Annotated in this window: 13 protein-coding genes; 3 read left to right on the forward strand and 10 right to left on the reverse strand. The window is 43.9% G+C overall.

From position 1 onward, the window contains the following. From rplD to BC643_RS07705, 8 genes are all read right to left on the reverse strand, one after another. Positions 1–630, reverse strand: coding sequence for a 50S ribosomal protein L4 (gene rplD, locus BC643_RS07670; RefSeq protein ID WP_120272531.1), 630 nt, complete (start codon positions 628–630; stop codon positions 1–3). Continuing rightward, positions 630–1,247, reverse strand: a complete 618-nt coding sequence (gene rplC / locus BC643_RS07675) for a 50S ribosomal protein L3 (RefSeq protein ID WP_120272532.1) — start codon at positions 1,245–1,247, stop codon at positions 630–632. The genes rplD and rplC overlap by 1 nt, the downstream gene beginning before the upstream one ends. A gap of 21 nt (positions 1,248–1,268) precedes the next feature. Next, positions 1,269–1,574, reverse strand: coding sequence for a 30S ribosomal protein S10 (gene rpsJ / locus BC643_RS07680; protein ID WP_027472457.1), 306 nt, complete (start codon positions 1,572–1,574; stop codon positions 1,269–1,271). Positions 1,575–1,597: 23 nt separating this feature from the next. Further along, positions 1,598–3,706 (reverse strand): elongation factor G, encoded by a 2,109-nt coding sequence (gene fusA / locus BC643_RS07685; RefSeq protein WP_120272533.1) that lies wholly within the window; start codon positions 3,704–3,706, stop codon positions 1,598–1,600. Positions 3,707–3,741: 35 nt separating this feature from the next. Continuing rightward, complete coding sequence (rpsG, locus tag BC643_RS07690) at positions 3,742–4,218, reverse strand: 30S ribosomal protein S7 (RefSeq protein ID WP_120272534.1); 477 nt, start codon at positions 4,216–4,218, stop codon at positions 3,742–3,744. Positions 4,219–4,333: 115 nt separating this feature from the next. Next, complete coding sequence (rpsL, locus tag BC643_RS07695) at positions 4,334–4,714, reverse strand: 30S ribosomal protein S12 (RefSeq protein ID WP_120272535.1); 381 nt, start codon at positions 4,712–4,714, stop codon at positions 4,334–4,336. 206 nt (positions 4,715–4,920) lie between these two features. Beyond that, complete coding sequence (locus BC643_RS07700) at positions 4,921–6,228, reverse strand: HlyD family secretion protein (RefSeq protein ID WP_120272536.1); 1,308 nt, start codon at positions 6,226–6,228, stop codon at positions 4,921–4,923. 4 nt (positions 6,229–6,232) lie between these two features. Further along, on the reverse strand, positions 6,233–8,422 hold the full coding sequence (locus BC643_RS07705; RefSeq protein WP_120272537.1) for a peptidase domain-containing ABC transporter: 2,190 nt from the start codon (positions 8,420–8,422) through the stop codon (positions 6,233–6,235). Positions 8,423–8,627: 205 nt separating this feature from the next. Between BC643_RS07705 and BC643_RS07710 the strand changes: the two genes are divergently transcribed. Further along, positions 8,628–9,032, forward strand: a complete 405-nt coding sequence (locus tag BC643_RS07710; RefSeq protein WP_120272538.1) for a hypothetical protein — start codon at positions 8,628–8,630, stop codon at positions 9,030–9,032. A 68-nt stretch (positions 9,033–9,100) separates the two neighbouring features. On the opposite strand, the gene BC643_RS07715 is transcribed toward BC643_RS07710, so the two are convergent. Next, entirely contained in the window at positions 9,101–10,120 is a 1,020-nt protein-coding gene (locus BC643_RS07715; protein WP_120272539.1) for a 2-hydroxyacid dehydrogenase, read from the reverse strand. A 327-nt stretch (positions 10,121–10,447) separates the two neighbouring features. Here BC643_RS07715 and BC643_RS07720 point away from each other — a divergent pair, with 327 nt between their 5' ends. Then, positions 10,448–12,604, forward strand: coding sequence for an elongation factor G (locus BC643_RS07720; protein WP_120272540.1), 2,157 nt, complete (start codon positions 10,448–10,450; stop codon positions 12,602–12,604). A 113-nt stretch (positions 12,605–12,717) separates the two neighbouring features. On the opposite strand, the gene BC643_RS07725 is transcribed toward BC643_RS07720, so the two are convergent. Beyond that, positions 12,718–14,001, reverse strand: a complete 1,284-nt coding sequence (locus BC643_RS07725) for a T9SS type B sorting domain-containing protein (protein WP_120272541.1) — start codon at positions 13,999–14,001, stop codon at positions 12,718–12,720. Positions 14,002–14,312: 311 nt separating this feature from the next. On the opposite strand from BC643_RS07725, the gene BC643_RS07730 reads away from it, so the two are divergent. Then, positions 14,313–16,646, forward strand: coding sequence for an ATP-dependent helicase (locus BC643_RS07730; protein ID WP_120272542.1), 2,334 nt, complete (start codon positions 14,313–14,315; stop codon positions 16,644–16,646). The last annotated feature ends 159 nt before the right edge of the window (positions 16,647–16,805 follow it).

Here is a 16,805-nt window from a genome sequence, read left to right on the forward strand (position 1 = left end):
TTAAATCTTAAATTGTTCCTCAATCTTACCAAGTGAACTTTCCAACAAAACAACTTTGCCAGCGTTCATGATTTGATAAGTAGTTAATTCAGAAGCAGTTACAACAGAAACACCCTCTAAATTTCTGGAGGACAAATATATGTTTTTATTTTGTTCTGGTAAAACGAAAATCAACTTTTTATCGTTAATTTTCAGATTGTTGCTGATTGAAACAATTTCCTTTGTTTTCGGAGCTTCCAGTACAAAATCTTCCAGAATCAGAATATTGCTGCCTTGAGCTTTGTAAGTCAATGCTGATTTACGTGCCAATGCTTTAACTTTCTTATTCAATTTGAAGTCGTAGTTGCGAGGACGAGGACCGAATACACGACCACCACCACGGAACAACGGAGATTTGATGCTACCTGCACGGGCACCACCTGTACCTTTTTGTTTTTTAATTTTCTTGGTACTTCCGGCAATCTCACCGCGCTCTTTTGCTTTGTGAGTCCCTTGACGTTGTGCTGCCAAAAATTGTTTTACATCCAAGTAAATGGCATGGTCGTTGGGCTCAACACCGAAGATCTGGTCGCTCAATACAACTGATCTTCCGGTTTCTTTTCCGGCTGTATTTAATACTTGTACTTCCATTACTGATAAATAATTACGGTTGAACCTTTTGCTCCCGGAATTGAACCTTTTACGATCAACAGGTTTGATTCAGGGATTACTTTCAATACTTTCAGGTTTTGAACTGTTTTGTTGTTACCACCAGTGCGACCAGCCATACGCATACCTTTGAATACGCGAGATGGGTAAGAAGATGCACCGATAGAACCTGGAGCACGCAGACGGTTGTGCTGACCGTGAGTAGACTGACCCACACCACCGAAATTGTGACGTTTAACAACACCTTGGAAACCTTTACCTTTGGTAACACCTGTGATGTCAACCCAGCTCTCTGCGTTAATTACATCAACAGTAATGGTATCGCCGAGCTTATACTCGCCGTCAAAATCACGAAACTCGACTACGTCACGTTTTGGTTCTGTGTTTGCTTTTTGGAAGTGACCGAACTCAGCTTTGCTGGTGTTCTTTTCTTTTTTACTTCCGAAGCCAACTTGTACCGCTTCGTAACCATCGGTTTCTACCGTTTTCACTTGTGTAACAACACAAGGACCGGCTTCAATCACAGTGCATGGAATATTTTTTCCCTCAACACTGAATACGGAAGTCATTCCGATTTTTTTACCGATTAATCCTGTCATTTTTTTCTTTTTTACAGGTTATCAAACTTTAATTTCTACTTCAACGCCACTAGGTAATTCTAATTTCATCAGGGCGTCGATGGTTTTTGCTGTAGAGCTGTAAATGTCAATCAAACGTTTGTAAGAAGACAACTGGAATTGCTCACGTGATTTTTTGTTCACGAAAGTTGAACGCAACACTGTGAAAACACGTTTGTGTGTAGGGAGCGGAATAGGTCCGCTCACTACAGCACCAGTAGTTTTTACAGTCTTAACGATCTTTTCAGCCGACTTGTCAACCAAGTTGTGATCATACGATTTCAGCTTAATTCTGATCTTTTGACTCATAATGAGATGAATAAAAAATTATTTTATAATAATTCTGCTTTACCTTTCAATTCCTCCAATACGGCAACAGCCAACTGACGTGGCACTTCTTCGTAGTGAGAGAAAGTCATAGACGATGTTGCGCGACCTGAAGACAGTGTACGCAATGTAGTCACGTAACCGAAGATTTCTGACAGAGGCACAGTTGCTTTAATTAAACGCGCACCTGATTTCTCTTCCATACCTGAAACGTTACCACGACGGCGGTTCAAGTCACCGATGATATCACCCATGTATTCTTCAGGAGTTACGATCTCTGCTTTCATCATTGGCTCAAGCAATTTTGGTCCAGCTTGCGATGCAGCTGATTTGAATGCTTGACGAGCACAAATTTCGAATGACAATTGGTCAGAGTCCACCGCGTGGAACGAACCGTCCAGCAATTCTACTTTCAAGCTGTCCAGCGTAAAGCCAGCCAACGGACCGTTCACCATTGCTGATTCGAAACCTTTTTGTACTGAAGGGATGAATTCGCGAGGAATACGACCACCAGTTACAGAGTTGATGAAAGTTAAACCTTCTTTACCTTCGTCTGCAGGACCAACCTTAACGATGATATCGGCGAATTTACCACGACCACCAGATTGTTTTTTGTATACTTCACGTAACTGAACTTCCTTGCTAACGGCTTCTTTGTAGGCAACCTGAGGTTTACCCTGGTTACATTCTACTTTGAATTCGCGTTTCAGACGGTCGATGATGATCTCCAAGTGAAGCTCACCCATACCACGAATTACAGTTTGACCTGTTTCTTCGTCAGTGTTTACTTTGAAAGTTGGATCTTCTTCAGCCAATTTAGCCAATCCGAGTCCCAACTTGTCCATATCTTTTTGAGTTTTTGGCTCAATAGCGATACCGATTACCGGTTCCGGGAAGTCCATTGATTCCAATGCTACCGGGTGATCCAAATCAGACAATGTATCACCGGTACGGATATCTTTGAAACCAACCGCAGCACAGATGTCACCAGCTTCAATCAGGTCACGTGGGTTTTGCTTGTTAGAGTGCATTTGGAACAAACGTGAAATACGCTCTTTTTTACCTGTACGTGAGTTGTAAACTGAATCACCTGCGTTCAGAACACCTGAATAAACACGGATGAAGCACAAACGACCTACATAAGGGTCAGTTGCGATTTTGAACGCCAAACCAGCCAAAGGTTCGCTCACATCCGGGTTACGCATTACTTCTTTACCAGTCTCGATGTCGATACCTTTAATCTGACCGTTATCCAATGGGCTAGGCAGGAATTCGCAAACTGCATCCAACAAACGTTGAACACCTTTGTTTTTGAATGCTGAACCACACATCATCGGAACAATCAAACCTTGGATTGTAGCTTTACGGATAACCGGGATCAAATCTTCAGCTGTAATAGAATCCGGATCTTCGAAGAAACGTTCCATTAAAGCTTCGTCCAATACAGCAACTTCTTCAATCAAATTAGCGCGGTATTCAGCCGCTTGCTCTTCCATATCAGCTGGAATATCTTGAATTTCGAAAGTTGAACCGTTATCACCTTGATCAGTATAAACGATTGCTTTATTTTCCAACAAGTCGATTACTCCCAGGAAGCTTTCTTCTGCACCGATTGGAATTTGCACAGGAACCGGGTTTGCACCCAATTTAGTTTTTACCTGTGAAACTACATCGAAAAAGTCAGCACCTGAACGGTCCATTTTATTAACGAAACCAATACGAGGTACACCGTACTTTTCAGCTTGACGCCATACAGTTTCTGACTGAGCTTCTACACCACCAACAGCACAGAACAAAGCTACAGCACCGTCCAATACACGCAATGAACGCTCTACCTCAACAGTAAAGTCAACGTGTCCCGGAGTATCGATGATGTTGATCTGGTGTTGAATATCCTGGTACTTCCAGAACGTAGTAGTAGCAGCAGAAGTGATGGTAATACCACGTTCTTGCTCTTGCTCCATCCAGTCCATAGTAGCAGCACCATCATGTACTTCACCAATACGGTGAGTCAGACCTGTGTAATACAGAACCCGCTCAGTCGTTGTTGTCTTACCGGCATCGATGTGAGCCATGATACCGATATTCCTTACATATTTTAGATCTCTAGCCATGTTTACCTATTTTTATATATTGTGCTATCTCTTAATTAAAAACGGAAGTGAGCAAATGCACGGTTTGCTTCGGCCATACGGTGAGTTTCTTCTTTCTTCTTGAAAGCACCACCTTCTTCGTTGTACGCGGCTTGAATTTCAGCAGCCAATTTATCAGCCATTGATTTGCCTGAGCGTTTACGTGCAAATAAGATCAAGTTTTTAATTGAGATAGAAACTTTGCGTTCCGGACGGATTTCCATTGGAACCTGGAAAGTTGCACCACCTACACGGCGGCTTTTTACTTCGACAGCCGGAGTTACATTCTCCAAAGCTTTTTTCCACACATCAAGTGGAGCGACTTCGTCGTTTTTCATACGGTTTTCAACGATAGTCAATGCATCGTAGAAAATTCCGTAAGCGATCGATTTCTTACCGTCGATCATCAAGTCATTTACAAAACGTGTTACAAGAACGTCGTTAAATTTTGGATCAGGAAGAGTGATCCGCTTCTTTGGTTTTGCTTTTCTCATTGCAATTTTTCTTTAGTGTTATTCGAATTGGTTGTGACTAAAATTGAGCTTCAGTTCCCCAGGCCTCTCCCGGATCATTTACTCAACCAAACCACTAAAACTCTACTCTATCAAATTATTTCGCTGCTTTAGGACGTTTAGCACCATACTTAGAGCGACGTTGTGTACGGTTGGCAACACCGGCCGTATCCAAAGCACCGCGAATTAAGTGGTAACGTACCCCTGGTAAGTCTTTCACACGACCACCACGTACCAAAACGATAGAGTGTTCTTGAAGGTTATGACCTTCTCCCGGAATGTAAGCATTCACTTCTTTTCCGTTTGTCAAACGAACACGAGCTACTTTACGCATAGCCGAGTTCGGTTTTTTAGGAGTTGTAGTGTACACACGCACACATACGCCCCTTCTCTGCGGGCAAGAATCCAATGCAGGAGATTTACTCTTTACTACATTTGATTGTCTTCCCTTTCTAACTAACTGCTGAATTGTAGGCATACAACTATTTAATTTATAATAATTAAGTTTCTACTTTTAAAGACTGTAAAAGCCCTGATTTTTCGACTAATACAATCACAAATTCGTTCGCATTTGGATAGAACCCTCCAAAAACGGTTGGCAAAAGTACTAATTTTCAACAAAGAACAATAGCTTTTCCTACTGTTTTTTGATATTTTTTAGAAAATTCTTAATTGGGTATCAGGCTAATCCATGACTTTGGACCTGAGAAGCGACTTGATTGGGTTAAAGAAACGCTGGATCAACCGGAGGTCTTCGGTAATAATTTCCGCGTCTCCCTTCATCTCCTGGCTAAACACCAACGGAATGTGATAGTTGGTTTCCAGGTTTTGCGGAAGTTCTATTTCGGCAATGTAATTATCGTTGGACGGAACCAGTGAGATCGATTTGACAACTCCCTTCACCATACCATATTCCATGTAGGGGAAATTATCAAACTGAATATTTACCTGCTGCCCGGGTTTTACTTTACCGGCACCAAGCAGCGGCAAACTAACCCGGCCAATAATCCGGCTTTCGTGGAAAGGCACAACCGTAAATACAATTTCGTCGGTTTTCACCTGCTGGTTCTTGCTCCAATAATTGGTAAACGTCACTTTGCCATCAATTGGCGTTTGCAGTACGAACGCTTTAAACCAATAGTCGAGCCGGCTCTTTAGAATATTGTTCGATTCAATAATTTCAGTTTGAAGCTTTTGCTTTTGATCTTCATACTCCTTCTGCGCGCCAATCACATCCTGCTCCAGCTCAATGATATCTTTCTGTGTTTCGGCCAAACTTGTGCGCAATTCATTAAAACTGTACTTCTTTTGCAACATGGCCGATTCCGACGCTTTGTAATCAACCAACGAAAGCACTTCTTTTTTATACAAAACTGAATCGCGCTGAAATTGCTCCATCGCAATATGATACTCATTCTCCAGGATCTGGCGTTGACTCCACAAGCGATCGTAATAAATACGCTGCATTCGAACTTGCTGCTCCAGCGACTTCACTTTCTGCGGATAAAATCCTAAGCGAATGAAACTGATGTAATTATTATACAAGCGCAAGAACGAAGAATAATCCGACTGAATGTCACCCAAACGGTAATCCGGAGTTAATACCTTATAATATATCGTATCAAATGAAATCAGGAAACGGTCTACACCAGTGAGCGCTTCTTTCAACATTAAAACGTCGTCGTAATTGGCAGCATTCTCCAAAATAGCGATCACATCACCCCGCTCTACCGTATCTTTATCATCAACCAAAAGATGATCGATACGCCCCGTGGTACGGGCGACAATATGCGCCGGCGGATTCTCGGAAAGCACAACAACTCTGGCCCGAATGATATCCGGATAATGGAACAACCAGCTACCGAGCACCAGCAACAACAGAAAGATCAACAGAGCTGTCTGTCCGCTGCGTAGTAACCACGAGGGCGATTTGCCGATGATTTCCTGAACCTCATCGCTGCGCGTAATATTATGTCCGTCGTGTCTTGGCATTCAATTAACTTCCGAGTTCCAATTGGTTTTTCACTAAATTATAATAGGCTCCGCGTTTGGCGGTCAATTCTTCATGATTTCCGAGCTCGATGATTTCACCGCGCTCAAGCACAACAATCTGGTCAGCATTTTTCACCGTACTTAACCTGTGCGCCACCACAATTACCGTTTTGCCCTGATAAATCTCGTTCAGGTTTTCCATGATCACTTTTTCGTTGTTAGCGTCCAAAGCATTGGTCGCCTCATCGAAAAACAGGTAATCGGGATTCTTATAGATTACACGGGCGATCAAAATACGCTGCTTCTGCCCCTGACTCAAACCGTGACCATCTTGTCCAATTTTTGTATTAAAGCCAAGAGGCAATCGCTCGATTAGATCCATCAGGTTAGCCATCTTGGCGGCAAACAGCAAACGCTGTTTATCCAACCGCTCTACACCAACGGCAATGTTGGAGGTAATCGTATCCGAAAAGATAAATCCATCCTGCATCACGGCGCCGACTTTGGTACGCCACCACTGTTGCGAGAAATTTTGCAGATCGGTCTCGCCTACCCTGATCTTTCCGTCAACCGGAGGATAGAACCCAAGCAGCAACTTCACCAACGTAGTTTTACCGCTACCGCTGGTACCAACAATTGCCGTGATCTTATTATCAGGTATCGTCAAATTGATACGATCAAGCACCTTGGGCGAGTGGGGACCTTCATACTGGAAAACCACATTTTCGAGATACAGTGTTTTATCCAGCGGCATGGTATTCAGCAAAGGCTTATCTTTCTCTTCTTCTTCTTTCTTATTATGAATTTCGCCCAAACGCTCCAAACTAATTTTAGCCTCCTGCGCAAGGTGCATAAAATTAATGAGCTCATTCAGTGGACTGTTCATCTGCCCAATAATAAATTGAACAGCCAACATCATCCCCAGTGTCATATCACCATTTAACACAGCCATGGCCGCTACAACAGTGATTAATATGTTTTTGGTTTGGTTGACGAAAACAGATCCCGCCTGCTGATACTGATCAACAGACAGATTTTGCACATTCACCCTGAACAGACGGGCCTGTATTCGTTCCCACTCCCAGCGTTTCTGCTTTTCAAAATTATTCAGTTTAATTTCCTGCATTCCGTTGATCAGCTGAATCAGCATACTTTGATTGTCGGCCATTTGCGAGAACCGTTTGTAATCGAGTTCCCGGCGTTTCCGCATAAACAGCCACACCCAAAAAATATAAAGCAAAGAACCGATCAAAAAGATTAACAGAATTACCCAGCTATAGATTGCCAAAACAATGGCGAAGACAGACAAACTAATGACTGAAAACAACACCCCTAGGGTTTGTGTCGTCAAAAATCGCTCAATGCGCCGGTGATCCTGAATACGCTGCATCAGGTCGCCTATCATTTTGGTATCGAAAAAGCCGATTGGCAATTTCATCAACTTAATGAGGAAATCGGATATGATGGAAATATTAATCCGTGTTGAAATGTGTAGCAGGATCCAGGAACGAATAAACTCAATCGACATCTGGCCAATGAAAAGAACCATTTGGGCAATCAACACCAGGTAAATGAAATCCAGATCCTGGTTATTGATACCAACATCAACCAAACTCTGTGTTAAAAACGGAAATATCAACTGGATGATACTTGCTGCCACCAGCCCTACGAGCAATTGCGATATCAGTCGTCGATGCGGACGCAGGTAGCGAAACAAAAAAGAGAAACCACCTTGCGGTTTCTTTTCATCTTCGCGTTCGTAAAAGGCAGGAGTTGGTTGCAACAACAGGCAAATCCCTTTGCTCACTCCGTCCTTGGCGGTTGCCAGCCAATGTTGTTTAAACTCGGCGTCGGTATATTTCACCAACCCGAAAGCCGGGTCGGCCACGTGCATTTTCCCCTTCCCGGCGTCGTACAAAACCACAAAGTGATTCTGATCCCAGTGCACAACACAGGGCTTGGGCACATCTTTCACCAGTTGCTCAAAGGTGACCTTGGTTCCCATCGACCGCATGCCAATCGCCTCAGCCGCGTCGCTAATCCCAAGCAACGAAACTCCTTCCCGTGAAATGTGTGATTGATCCCGAAGATAATCGAGCGGTATGCTTTTCCCGTAGAATTTTGCAATCATTCGCAGGCAAGTTGGCCCACAGTCCATTGCATCAGGTTGTTTAAAATGAGGGAAACGGGACATACACGCAGAGTTAATTGCAATAAATATAGGGTGAAATAAAGCTCCCTCGACCACCACCCCCAACAACTTATCCACAAATCCCCGTTAATACCTTGAAAAACCGACCGACTTCAAGCCCTTTAAATTCAAATCGAAATGGTATATTTGTAATACCAATTATTCAACACCTACATCTGGATGCATTTGCTCCAGCCCGACCAAAGCAATGGAAACGAAAGACGAAAAAGCAAAAGAAACAAAATTTACTTACGAATTCGACGAACAGACAGGCATTCTCTTCAAGTATTATTTCGGGCCCGTTAGTTTGAAATCGCTCACCTCCTCCTGGGACGATGCCATCGCAAAACAACTTATTCCCGCTAACACCAAAGGATTCATCCTCGACTACAGAAAAGGATCTTTGCAAATAGGATTGAATGAGTTCACCGCAATTCCTGAATACTACAAATCTCACCCCGAAATCTTCGAAAACAAAAAGATAGCAATCATCGTCGACAAACCGAGAGAGATTGTTGTCCCCATGCTAGTCAGAGAACAAGATTCCGGCTACGAATCAAAGCCCTTTGCAACAGTGGAAGCAGCAAAGCAATGGATACTGGAGAGTCGGTAGTTACCCCAAACTACTCAACAGCCTCTCCATCCATTCCAACATGAAAAACCGCAAAAACAAGTGCTGTTCTATTTCGAATAAACCACCTCGTTTACCAGTTTTTTACCATCAAAGAAATCGCGGATATTATCCAAGGTAACTCCGGCGATATTCATCAAAGCTTCCCGCGTAAAAAAGGCTTGATGAGAGGTAATAATTACATTATTGAAGGTCAGCAAACGAGCCAAAGTATCGTCGAACAAAACACGATCCGACAAATCCTCGAAGAAATATTCGCTCTCTTCTTCGTAAACGTCCAAACCAGCAGAGGCAACTTTCCCTGACTTCAAACCGTCAATCAAATCCGAAGTTCGAATCAGCTTACCACGACCGGTATTGATAATCATCACACCTTTTTTCATCAAAGCGATGGCATCTTTATCGATCAGCCATTTAGTTTCCCGAGTCAACGGGCAGTTCAGCGAAATAACATCCGACTTTTGCAACAGGCTATCCAGATCAACGTAGGTAAACCCAATCTCTGATGCCAGCTTCTCATCCGGGTAGGGATCGTAAGCCAACACTTCCATATCAAAACCTTTCAGGATTTTCACCAATGCTTTCCCGATCTTTCCGGTTCCAATTACCCCAGCAGTTTTTCCTTGCATGGTAAAGCCCATCAAGCCATTTAGCGTAAAGTTCGCATCGCGGGTTCTGAAATAAGCCCGGTGAATCTTCCGGTTCAGCGTCATCATCAGTGCAACGGTATGTTCGGCAATTGCATTTGGCGAATAGGCAGGCACCCGAACAATTTGCATTTTCCCTTTAGCGTGCTTCAAATCCACATTGTTAAAACCGGAACAACGCAAAGCGACCAACTTTACGCCAAACTCAGAAAGCTGATCAATAACTTCCGCAGATATAATGTCGTTCACAAACACCACCACAACATCGGCATCCTTGGCCAAAATACAGTTATCGGGAGTAATATGATATTGGAAATATTTAATGCGGTAACCATAATCTTCGTTCAGCTGATTAAAAACTTCACGATCGTAGGGTTTCGTATCAAAAAAGGCAATCAACGGCTTTGATTTTTCTTCACTCATCACTTAAACAGATTAAAATGGTTTTTAGGAATAGAAGAACATATCTGGCCCCTAAAAGTTCGCGAAAAGAATCTCCTAAACGAATCAAACCCTATGATTGACGGGCATTCCACCTTCGCCACGAAACACCTAATCACACCGCATACTATTTACTGAAACTTATCGAATTACACAACAAAAACTCATTTCCAGGTCGACTTTTCAATAACATATTTTAACGATCGACAAGCGCCAATTTGTTAAGAAATTATTACTAAATTTGAGAGCATCCGAACAAAACAAACCACTTTTGAAACGATTTTTTCTAACCAATAAAAATCAACAAACATGAAAGTATATCAGACAAACGAAATCCGGAACATTGCTTTAATTGGCAATGCCGGCAGTGGGAAAACCACCCTCGCAGAAGCCATGCTGCTTGAGGGTGGAGTAATTAACCGCCGGGGCGAAGTAACAGCCAAAAACACCGTATCGGATTACCAGCCCATCGAGCAGGACTATGGCAACTCCGTTTTCTCTACCGTACTTCATACCGAATACAACAATAAAAAAATCAACATCATCGACACCCCGGGAATGGACGATTTCCGAGGGTCAGTAATTTCCGCTCTTCATGTGGTTGGCAGCGCCCTTGTTGTTGTCAACACACCACACGGAATCGAGTCAGGAACTGAATCTGCTTACCGAATTACGCACAACGCACACAAGCCTGTGATTTTCCTGTTCAATCATCTTGATCACGAAAACGCCAACTACGAACAAACATTGGAACAGGCAAAAGCCAACTACGGCGCCAAAGTCACCCCGATCCAATACCCGGTCAATGCCGGACCCGGTTTCGACACAATTATCGACGTGTTGAAAATGAAACAATATAAATTCCCGCTGGATGGCGGACCGGCCCAAATAACCGAAATCCCGGAAAATGAAAAAGAACGGGCTGATGCACTGCACAACGAATTGGTAGAAATGGCAGCCGAAAACGACGAGGGACTAATGGAACTCTATTTCGAAAAAGGGACATTAACCGAAGACGAAATGCGCCAGGGAATCAAATTGGGCATGATTGAACGTTCTCTATTCCCCGTATTCTGCGCCGGCGCCAAACACGATATCGGTGTGAGCCGCCTGATGGAATTCATCACAAACATCACACCTTCGCCTGCTGAAGCAGTTGAAGTTCCCGAAGTGAACGGCAAACACCCCAAAGTTGACCCATCGGATCCAACTTCACTCTTTGTTTTCAAAACAACCATTGAGCAACATGTTGGCGAAATCACCTTCTTCAAAGTAATGAGCGGAACCGTAAAAGAAGGCCAGGATTTGACCAACTCGAAATCAGGAAACAAGGAGAGAATCTCCCAAATCTTCGTCAATGCCGGTAAAAACCGTACCAAAGTGAGCGAAATGATCGCCGGCGACATCGGTTCAACCGTCAAACTAAGGGAGACAAAAGTGAACCATACCTTAAGTGAAAAAGAAGCAGCATACAATTTCAAACCAATTGAATTCCCTTCATCACGACACTCAGTTGCTCTTTACGCAGTTAACGAAGCTGATGAAGAAAAGGTAGGCGAAATGTTCGCCAAGCTTCACGACGAAGACCCAACCTACGTTGTTGAATACTCGAAAGAACTGAAACAAATGCTGATTCATTGCCAGGGCGAGTACCACCTGAATGCATTGTACTGGTACTACAAAAACATTTTCAAAATCGATATCGAATTTAAAGCACCGAAAATTCCCTATCGCGAAACCATCACCAAATCGGCCCAGGCTGACTATCGTCACAAAAAGCAATCGGGTGGCGCCGGCCAGTTCGGAGAGGTCCACATGATCATCGAGCCCTACGAAGAAGGCTCGGAACCGAAAACCTCATTCAAAATGAATGGCAAAGATCAAAAGCTTTCTGTTCGCGATACACAGGAACACCCGCTTCCATGGGGTGGAAAATTGATCTACCACAACTGTATCGTCGGTGGTTCAATTGACGCACGTTTTCTGCCGGCAATACTGAAAGGTATCATGGAAAAAATGGAAGAAGGTCCCCTCACCGGATCGTACGCCCGCGACATCCGGGTTTATGTGTACGACGGAAAAATGCACCCGGTTGATAGCAACGAAATCTCGTTCAAACTGGCAGGGCGCAACGCTTTCTCGCAAGCCTTTAAAGAAGCAGGGCCAAAAATCCTGGAACCAATCTATAATCTCGAAGTTGTTGTTCCAAGCGACCGCATGGGTGATGTCATGAGCGACCTGCAAGGTCGCCGCGCATTAATCATGGGCATGGGCAGCGAAAAAGGTTATGAAAAGATTGAAGCAAAAGTTCCGCTGAAGGAGATGTACAAATATGCGACATCCCTGAGCTCACTGACACAAGGGAGAGGCCGTTTCTCGATGAAATTTGACGGATACGAAAAAGTTCCGCAGGAAGTACAGGAAGAATTGCTAAACACCTATGCTGCCGAATTAGTAGAAGACTAAAAGTCACCTTTTCTAATCATACAAATAATTTAAGTGTACTGTTGAGAAAGCCCGGATTTGCCATCCGGGCTTATTTTTTTTTTAGCAGATAATTCGATTAACCCAATGAGCGGCTATTTCCCTCGAAACAAGTGAAAAAATCCCTGGGCTTTTCGCTTGCGATCGTCTCGCCCTCGCCCTTCTACGACATAGTAATAAACCCCGGGACTCGCATAACGACCACCAATCTTTCCATCCCAACCTAAATCTGCGCCATCATTATCAAAGGTTCCCAGGTTGCTTCGACTAACGGAAAAGACTTGTTTCCCCCATCGATTGAATATTTTGATATCAATGCTCTTCATGGAGCTGTATTTAATTAAGAAAGTCTCATTCGTACCATCATTGTTAGGCGTGAAGAAGTTGGGAGCTTCAATAAACGATGAATCCGCGATGATATAGTAATCCAGGTAAGTCGTATCCCGACAAACCGCCGATGACGAATTCTTCGTTGCAACCAGCTTCACCATATACTTACCTGTACTTTGGTAGGTATAAACCGGATTTTGATCCAAAGCTACGTCCATGATACTGTCGGAAACTGATCCCTGCGATTCCGCTTCGTCAATCATTTCATACAAATCCCGGTAAAAAAACCATTCATACTCGTCAGCATTCGTCGACTGGTTAGTGAAGTTAACAGTCAAAGGCGCTTCCGCTGCAGTCGAATTATAATCGGTCACAAAAGCCGCTTCCGGCACAATCGACTCGTAATAAACATCCGCTTCACCGGAACAGCCAAACTGGTCGTACACCGTCAGCTTGTAGGTTGCACTTTCGGCCGGCGGATTGTAAATTGCCGGACTCAGCAACGAACTTTGCAAGTCAGAGCCTGCCTCCCATTTCACCTGGACATTTTTATACAACTGAAGCGTTCCACCGGTTCCCAAATCATTATAAGTTGAGCTAGCCTCGGTAAAAGCACCGGTTAGCTGGAAATATTCACAAGTTGACTCGGAAATCGAAGCCGAAACCTCGTACCAACTATTGAAAACCCAGGCCGTATAAGTTTCCGTGTTGCCGCCCGAAACCACATTCACCCGATAACAACCATCGGCTAAATTATTAATCGTAGAACTGACCGCATTGGAGTTGTCAGACTGAAAAGCCTCGAACGAATTCGTTCCGGAATTATACTTCAACCACTCGTAATTGGCAGGATCTCCGCTTGAATAGGCCGCTGTCAAGGCTCCTACTGAGCCACCTTGCTGACTGCAAAAAATATAGATATTATCCTGAGGGCCGGTGCTGTAAGAAGTTGTTGCAACACCATCTGAATTTGCGGTTATTTGAGCTCTCAAAGTACCACCCAACAAACACATCGTCAGGCATAGGAAACAGGAAAACAAGCGCTTCATTTTCAAGAGAATCGTTTTTAATTTCGTGAATCTAACAATATTAACGCACAAAAAGCCGGAATCTTTTGTATCCCATCAGATTTATTTTCATTCTCAAAAACACAGGCAACAAGCGACTTACAAATATTCTTTTAAATTCTTGTTGAAAACTATCGGCAGCCTAAACAATGAATACGGGAAATAGGTTTTACTTTTGAACCACATAAAGATGGATGAATTACTCTCCGCTTAATATCAACTTAAAAGGAAACCGAAATTTTAACAGACAAGTTGTTTAATGCCGGTTTCGATAGAAGACCTGAAAAGATTGCATGAATTATTTGGATGGATTAAATGAAGCCCAACGGGCAGCCGTTGTCAACATTGACGGACCGTCATTGGTTATCGCCGGAGCCGGCTCCGGAAAAACCAGAGTACTTACTTTTCGTATTGCCCACCTGTTGCAACAGGGCGCAAAACCCGGAAGTATTCTATCACTGACGTTCACCAACAAAGCGGCACGCGAAATGAAAGAACGTATTGCAACCATTGTCGGCCACTCAACAGCCCGCAATTTATGGATGGGTACGTTTCACTCTATTTTTGCCCGCATTTTGCGCACCGAAGCAGAAGTGCTTGGCTTTCCGTCCAACTTCACCATTTACGACTCGGCTGATTCGAAAAGTTTGTTGAAGACGATTTTGAAGAGCATGCAGCTCGACGAGAAAGTTTACAAGCCCAACGTGGTTGCCGGACGTATTTCGGCAGCAAAAAACAGCTTGATTACCCCACCCGCATACCAGCAAAACGGGCAAATTATGGAATACGATATGAGTATCCGCATGCCACGAATTGCTGAAATTTACAAGGAATACGAAAAGCGATGCAGATTGGCCGGCGCTATGGACTTTGACGATTTGTTGCTGAAGACAAACATTCTTTTCCGCGATCACAAAGACATTCTGGCAAAGTACCAGCAAAAATTCGATTACCTTTTGGTAGACGAGTACCAGGATACCAACTTTGCGCAGTACCTGATTGTGAAAAACCTGGCGGCACTGCACCAGAATTTGTGTGTAGTTGGCGACGATGCACAAAGTATTTATTCGTTCCGTGGCGCGCGAATTGAAAACATTCTGAACTTCCAGAAAGATTACCCGCAACACAAGATCTTCAAACTCGAACAAAATTACCGTTCGACCCAAACGATTGTGAACGCGGCCAATAGCGTGATTGCCAAGAACAAACGCCAGATACCAAAAAATGTATTTTCAGATAATCCGCATGGCAACCGCATCAAGGTCTTCTCGGCTTTGACTGATAACGAAGAAGGCTACCTGATTGCCAATGAAATCAGCGAAACGCGCATGCGTCACCACTACAACTACCTGGATTACGCCATTCTTTACCGGACCAACGCGCAGTCGCGTATCTTTGAAGAAGCCCTGCGAAAACGAAACATTCCTTATAAAATATACGGTGGCTTATCCTTCTACCAACGCAAAGAAATCAAGGATCTGCTGTCTTATTTTCGACTGGTTATCAACCCAAAGGACAACGAAGCACTGAAACGAATCATCAACTACCCGGCACGCGGGATCGGTGATACCACTTTGGCAAAACTGGAACAGGCAGCCTTGGCCGAAGGCGTTTCAATTTTCGAAGTAGTCAAAAAAAGTCCACAGGAAAACCCTGCAGGGCTAAACAAAGGAACACTCAGCAAGCTCGTTGAATTCTCCGGCATCATCCAGCAATTTGAAGAGAAAACCGAGATTGCCGATGCCTACGAATTGGCCGGATTGATCGCCACGCAAACGGGCATCATGAAAGACCTGTACCGTGATCAAACGCCGGAGGGCCTGAGCCGTTTCGAAAACATCCAGGAATTGTTGAATGGTATCCAGGAATTTACCATCAATGCCCGCGAAGAAGGGTCGCCAAATGCACTGGGAAATTACATGGAGGACGTTGCCCTTTTGACCGACCAGGACAGCGACAAAGAGGAAGACCGCGACAAAGTAACCCTGATGACGGTGCACTCATCCAAAGGTCTGGAGTTTAAAAACGTATTTATTGTTGGGGTTGAAGAAAACCTGTTTCCTTCGGCGCCAATGGGCGGTGCCAGTCCAAGTATTGAGTCGTTTGAGGAAGAACGTCGTTTGTTCTACGTGGCACTTACGCGTGCTGAGGAAAACGCTTACCTGAGTTTCGCCAAACAACGGTACCGTTGGGGAAAACTGGATTTCTGCAACCCGAGTCGTTTCATCACTGAAGTTGATCCCAAGTTTTTGGATTTACCGGAGGACAATGGTATTGGCTACGAACGGGAACCGACTGTTGCAGGTGGTTACGCCGGTTTCAGAAAACCGCAACCGGAACAACCTGCAGCACCGACACAGCCTGGACGACAAACGGCAGCCAATCCGCAAGCGATGAACCAAAAGCTGATGCAGCTGCGTGAAGCCAAAAAACAAAATCAAAACTTTGATGGCGACGACCCGCGCGATATCCAAAGCGGAATGACCGTGGAACATCAGCGTTTTGGTAAAGGAAAAGTACAACAGGTAGAAGGTGCGTTCCCGAATTTGAAAGCAACCGTTTTCTTCCAAAATGCCGGACAAAAGCAGTTGTTGTTGAAATTTGCGAAGCTCCGAATCGTCCGCTAACGAAGGGTTTAAAGGGTGAGTTTTTAGTGTAAAAGATTTGGCAGACCGATTATTTCGATTAGATTTGCAGATAAGAATCACCTTCACTACTGATAATCAGTAAAGAATATTACCCGATTGACTCAACCTTAAGTTGACCTCAGTTTTTATTATTGAACA

It is taken from the genome of Mangrovibacterium diazotrophicum (assembly GCF_003610535.1).
GTDB lineage: Bacteria > Bacteroidota > Bacteroidia > Bacteroidales > Prolixibacteraceae > Mangrovibacterium > Mangrovibacterium diazotrophicum.

Excerpts from the sequence above, each read along its gene's own strand:
- rplD (WP_120272531.1), bottom strand. The coding sequence starts at position 630 with ATGGAAGTACAAGTATTAAATACAGCCGGAAAAGAAACCGGAAGATCA.
- rplC (WP_120272532.1), bottom strand. The coding sequence starts at position 1,247 with ATGACAGGATTAATCGGTAAAAAAATCGGAATGACTTCCGTATTCAGT.
- rpsJ (WP_027472457.1), bottom strand. The coding sequence starts at position 1,574 with ATGAGTCAAAAGATCAGAATTAAGCTGAAATCGTATGATCACAACTTG.
- fusA (WP_120272533.1), bottom strand. The coding sequence starts at position 3,706 with ATGGCTAGAGATCTAAAATATGTAAGGAATATCGGTATCATGGCTCAC.
- rpsG (WP_120272534.1), bottom strand. The coding sequence starts at position 4,218 with ATGAGAAAAGCAAAACCAAAGAAGCGGATCACTCTTCCTGATCCAAAA.
- rpsL (WP_120272535.1), bottom strand. The coding sequence starts at position 4,714 with ATGCCTACAATTCAGCAGTTAGTTAGAAAGGGAAGACAATCAAATGTA.
- BC643_RS07700 (WP_120272536.1), bottom strand. The coding sequence starts at position 6,228 with ATGCCAAGACACGACGGACATAATATTACGCGCAGCGATGAGGTTCAG.
- BC643_RS07705 (WP_120272537.1), bottom strand. The coding sequence starts at position 8,422 with ATGTCCCGTTTCCCTCATTTTAAACAACCTGATGCAATGGACTGTGGG.
- BC643_RS07710 (WP_120272538.1), top strand. The coding sequence starts at position 8,628 with ATGGAAACGAAAGACGAAAAAGCAAAAGAAACAAAATTTACTTACGAA.
- BC643_RS07715 (WP_120272539.1), bottom strand. The coding sequence starts at position 10,120 with ATGAGTGAAGAAAAATCAAAGCCGTTGATTGCCTTTTTTGATACGAAA.
- BC643_RS07720 (WP_120272540.1), top strand. The coding sequence starts at position 10,448 with ATGAAAGTATATCAGACAAACGAAATCCGGAACATTGCTTTAATTGGC.
- BC643_RS07725 (WP_120272541.1), bottom strand. The coding sequence starts at position 14,001 with ATGAAGCGCTTGTTTTCCTGTTTCCTATGCCTGACGATGTGTTTGTTG.
- BC643_RS07730 (WP_120272542.1), top strand. The coding sequence starts at position 14,313 with ATGAATTATTTGGATGGATTAAATGAAGCCCAACGGGCAGCCGTTGTC.